Consider the following 5,248-nt stretch of genomic DNA (forward strand, 5'->3'; position numbering starts at 1 on the left):
TAAAATGTCCTTTATCCTGCCCGTAAACGACAAAGCATTCTTCTTTAATTATAAAATCTAACTGCCCATTAATTTATGGGGGGTAGCAGCGACGGTTGCGGGTAATTGATAAGGAGATGGCTTGGGATTGGCTGAAAAGCCTTGGGAAATACAATAGCAAAAAACCAGCCCGTAGGCTGCTTCTTCTAAATAGTGGTGCTGGACTCGGAATCGAACCAAGGACACGGGGATTATCAAAACTCATGTCAAATTTGGCTGTTAAATGTCCATCTTGCCAGTGTACCCTATTTAGCTTCGATCCTATCGCGAAATAACTTCTTTCAAGGGCGTCATCTGAATTTTCCGCGCGTCCTTACATTCCGACGTTATCCAGTAAAACCTCCAGGAAATCCGAGGCTATTCCGTATATCCAGTCAGGAAAATCATAATTTAAACCGCATAAGAAAATTTAACATTACATATAATGACTTCATTTATGTTGGTAATGATATATTAATATAGTTTAGCTCCGGACTTTCAGCGGCGCGGTAATGAGGATGTATTATTTTTATTGTCGCCATTTAAACTTTTATATCATTTTTATTAGTGCGGCTTGATGGGTGTTCAATTTTTTCTTTATGATTTATTCAATACTTGTCTGGATGGGTTTTTGTAGAATATTGAATTTAAAGAAAATTAATGTGCGACTGTTAACACAATGATGAACGATTAAATTCTGGGTGATGTATTAGCTATGTAATATTGATGATTTTTTTTGCCATTCGAAATTTAAAAATAGTTGCTACTAATTGACGGATGTTATTTTTTTGGCTTTATTCAATATTAAGGGGTCGCTTGTCTGAAGCCTGCTATTAGTTTGGCAAAGTAAGTCGTCGCGATTCTCCAGTGGGGGCTGAGCATATCTATCATAGGGTCTTTTGTGACGTTAAAGGGTGATATATAGGTTGTGCGTCCACCCGGAGCTCGAAGTCGCTCTACCTATTCGCTCAGTTAGCAATTCCAGGCGCGTAATTCGAGTGCCGCTTACCGGCTTCGCCTTTTCGTGCCTTTCATAATCATTACTGAGAGAAATGAAAATGAAGAATGTCATAAAACCTGACCTGAAATATACCCTCAAACAAATATCTATAGCACAAATGGATGTCGACGATCTCAACTTCAATATATTATCTAACCATCTTGTGCCATTCAGTATGCGAACCTTCGATGCTAGCTTTAACAACCTGGTCACAGGGCAAGGCAAGTTTGGTGTTACAGACTTTTCCTTCCTGCGCTTTTTTGATTCCTCATTTCAGGCGGGATACGCTGGGATATGGTCGGTTATAGATCCGCCGTCATGGATTATCAGCAACCGGACCGCCAATTTCTTATCCGCAGTTGAAGTGAACAAAGAGACCGATCCGGTGCTCGGCATAAGTCTGGATGATGTGTTTGGCACGCCGACGCCGCAGGAGGTGATTGAGCTGGCACCGAGATCCAAGGCTTCTACGCTAACTCAGGACAAGATCACGGTGCATGATGGCATAAACACCAAGTTGAAACCTACCGATCCCATTGTCTTAGCACGCAAGGAAACGTCGACGGAAGCCGATGACGATGACGATGACAATGACAATGACGATGTCGGCGGCGACGGTGCTTTCCCTCTCACCGCCAGTGATGTCGCCAACCTGAAGAATCTCGTCAAAGGGCTTGAAGGAGGGGAAGACAACGATGCGCTCGGGATCCGAGATCTCGAAGGTACCGGTAATAACCGGGTTCACCTTGACTATGGATCAGCCGATCAGCCGTTCATACGGCTCACCGACGCGCACTACGGCGCCTGGAATGAGACGACCCAAAACCGCGACATCAACCCCTTGTTCTCCGGGCTGGATCCGCGAGCCATCAGCGATGCCCTTGGTGCACAGGAAGCAAACCTGTCCGGCAATGCCGCTGGCGTGAACAGCTTATTCACGGCCTTCGGTCAGTACTTCGATCACGGTCTCGATTTCCTCGGTAAGGGAGGTCACGGAACGATCCAGATTGGCGCTCCGGGCTCGGTTCCAAACCCCGCGGACCTGACTCGTGGCACCGTTGACAGTATTGATGCCAATGGAATCCCGCAGCATCTCAATAAGACATCGCCATTCGCTGACCAGAACCAAACTTATGGCTCTAACGAACTCGTCGGCCAGTTCCTGCGAGAAGGTGATGGACTGGGCGGGTTTACGGGCAAGCTGTTAGAGGGCGGAGTGGATCCATCAAATCCAAATTTCAAGCTACTGCCCACGCTGAGTGAACTGATCCTGCATCACTGGAACAACAACACACTGTTCACCGACAGCTCGCTGCCGGGCGACCACCGCGTAGCCTTCCGGGAGTACTTCGCCGGACTGGTCGATAGCAATGGCGTTATCAACCAAGCGATGCTTCCTGCCATGACCTCTAATTTCATGGGAAGTGGCTTTGCACTGCTGCTCGACACCAACCCCTTTATCAACCTGCTCGACCACTACGTGGCGGGTGATGGACGTGCGAACGAAAACATCGCACTAACCGCGATCCACAACATCTGGGAACGGAATCACAACTTCCATGTCAACGCATTGCTCGAAGCCGGATTTAATGGAACAGCTGAAGAGCTGTTCCAGGCTGCCAAGATCATTAACGAAGCTGAATATCAGCGCGTTATTTACACCGACTTTGCCGACAAGTTGCTTGGTGGCATGAGAGGTGAGGGCGATCACGGCTTCGCCGAGTACAATCCGGAAGTGGATGCACGAGTCTCGCACGAGTTCGCGGTTGCCGCTTACCGGTTCGGGCATTCGCTGATAGGGCAGACGCTGACGGTGCTCGACGCTGAGGGCAATGCAACGCAGGTGCCGCTGTTCGACGCGTTCCTCAACCCGACCAACGATACGAGCGCGTTTAACTTCCCCAAATCGCAATTGCCTTACTCTCCACAGCCAGGCTATGAGCAACTGGGTGCCGCCGGGATCATTGCCGGGGGTGTTGTCCAGCCTGCGGAAGAAGTCGACGTCAATATCGTCGATGCTGTGCGCAACGACCTTGTTCGTATGAGTGCTGACGTGTTCGCCTTCGACGTCGCCCGCGAGTGGGACGTTGGTCTGGGTTCGATGAACCAGATCCGGGCCGACCTGATGGCCTCTCTCGATCCGTACGTCAAAGAGGCGGTCAGCTTTGCTGGTGATCTCACACCCTACGGTTCATGGGAAGACTTCCAGGCACGGAACAATCTCAGCGACACCGTCATTGCGCAATTCAAGAAGGCCTATCCCGACCTCGTACTAGAGGATAGTCAAATTGCAGACTTCCTGGCGGCGAATCCTGGCTATAAATTGGTCAACGGAAACACCGTCAAAGGTATCGACAGAGTGGATCTGTTCGTTGGCGGACTCGCCGAGAAGCACATCAATGGTGGTGTGGTTGGCCAGACCTTCTGGGTCATCATCCACGAACAACTTGACCGCATCCAGGAAGGTGACCGGCTGTATTATCTCGATCGCGTGGAGCATCTGGACCTCTACGAGGTTATCGAGGAACAGGGTTTTGCCGGGATCGTGGCACGCAACACGGGCCTGACCAATCTTCCCGAGAACATCTTCGGGACGAGTCAGCTCGATAAACCGCCGGTCATTGCCCACAATAACGTCGTCCTGAATGGTGGGAACGGCATTGACATCCTGAATGGTGGGCTCGGCAACGACGTCCTGAATGGCGGGGGCGGCAACGATACGCTCAACGGTGGGGCTGGCAACGATATTCTCAACGGTGGCCTCGGGGCCGATGTGATGGTGGGCGGTGCCGGAAATGACATCTATGTTGTTGATAATAATGGCGATGTCGTCACAGAAAGTCTTAATGGCGGGACAGATACTGTCCAGACCACCCTCCACAATTACACGTTGACCAATAACGTTGAAAACCTGGTGTTCACCGGGACAGGCGCGTTTACCGGCAGAGGTAATGCCATTGCCAACACCATCACCGGTGGCAGCGGTAATGACTTTTTGTATGGGATGGGAGGAAACGACACGCTCAACGGTGGGGCAGGAAATGACGTCCTTGATGGAGGGGAGGGTGCCGATAACCTTCAGGGCGGGACCGGTAACGATAAAATGACAGGCGGAGCGGGTAACGACAGACTTGACGGTGGCGAAGGGGCTGATGTGATGGTGGGCGGCCTCGGCAATGACACCTATATTGTTGATAATAATGGAGACGTCGTCACAGAAGGTCTTAATGGCGGGACAGATACTGTCCAGACCACCCTCCACAATTACACGTTGACCAATAACGTTGAAAACCTGGTGTTCACCGGGACAGGCGCGTTTACCGGCAGAGGTAATGCCATTGCCAACACCATCACCGGTGGCAGCGGTAATGACTTTTTGTATGGGATGGGAGGAAACGATACGCTCTACGGTGGCGCAGGAAATGACGCCCTTGATGGGGGTGACGGTGCCGATAACCTTCAGGGCGGGGCCGGTAACGATAAACTGACAGGTGGAGCGGGTAACGACAGACTCGAGGGGGGCCAGGGTGACGATATCATGACCGGTGGTGCCGGAAATGACACCTTCGTCTTTAGCGCAGGCTTTGGGCGAGACCGTATTACCAGCGGCTTCGACAGTAACCCCAGCGGCGGACAGGATTACCTCGATGTGAGTTTATTCGGCATTGGTGTGGCGAATTTTGCCAGCAGCGTCAAGATTGCCGGGGGAACCGGTAACAGTACCGTAATTACCATCGGCGATCCTGTTAATGCCAATGTCATTACTTTAGAAAACGTAAACTCTAAAAGCGTCAATATTGATGATTTTATTCTAATCGGATAAGGAGACGACGATGTCGCGCCAGCATACGGCAACAACACTAAATAAGTTATTAAAGGGAACGAAAGCTACCTTTATAACGCTGTTTTTTTAGTCGCGTTATCCATTTGCTTATGCTGGCGCCTCTACCGATGTGAATAGGTTCTATACCCAAAACCGAGGCTATCAAGATAAGGCGTTCAGGATTATTTTATTCCGAAAGCAATATAGTTTAATGCTCTCCATTAAATCTGAATGAGCCACAAGGAAGCGCAAAGAAGTTACAGAAATCCTGAGTGGACAACTTAAAAAAGGTCACAAATTTTTCAGTGCCATCAACATCCTCAGACTGGATGGCGGAAGCTAGGTAATGACATCAGCGGTCAAAGTGACCCGAAATCTACCGTAACCCCAGAAAGCAAAAAACCAGC

1 protein-coding gene is annotated in these 5,248 nt (G+C 49.9%); it reads left to right on the plus strand.

All coding sequences use genetic code 11. From position 1 onward, the window contains the following. The first annotated feature begins 1,076 nt into the window (after positions 1–1,076). Positions 1,077–4,841: a peroxidase family protein gene (locus tag FDW95_RS23345; RefSeq protein ID WP_212734310.1), complete on the plus strand. Its 3,765-nt coding sequence runs from the start codon at positions 1,077–1,079 to the stop codon at positions 4,839–4,841. Positions 4,842–5,248: the final 407 nt, after the last annotated feature.

Source organism: Citrobacter sp. wls718 (assembly GCF_005280945.1).
In the GTDB taxonomy this organism is placed as follows: domain Bacteria; phylum Pseudomonadota; class Gammaproteobacteria; order Enterobacterales; family Enterobacteriaceae; genus Citrobacter; species Citrobacter gillenii.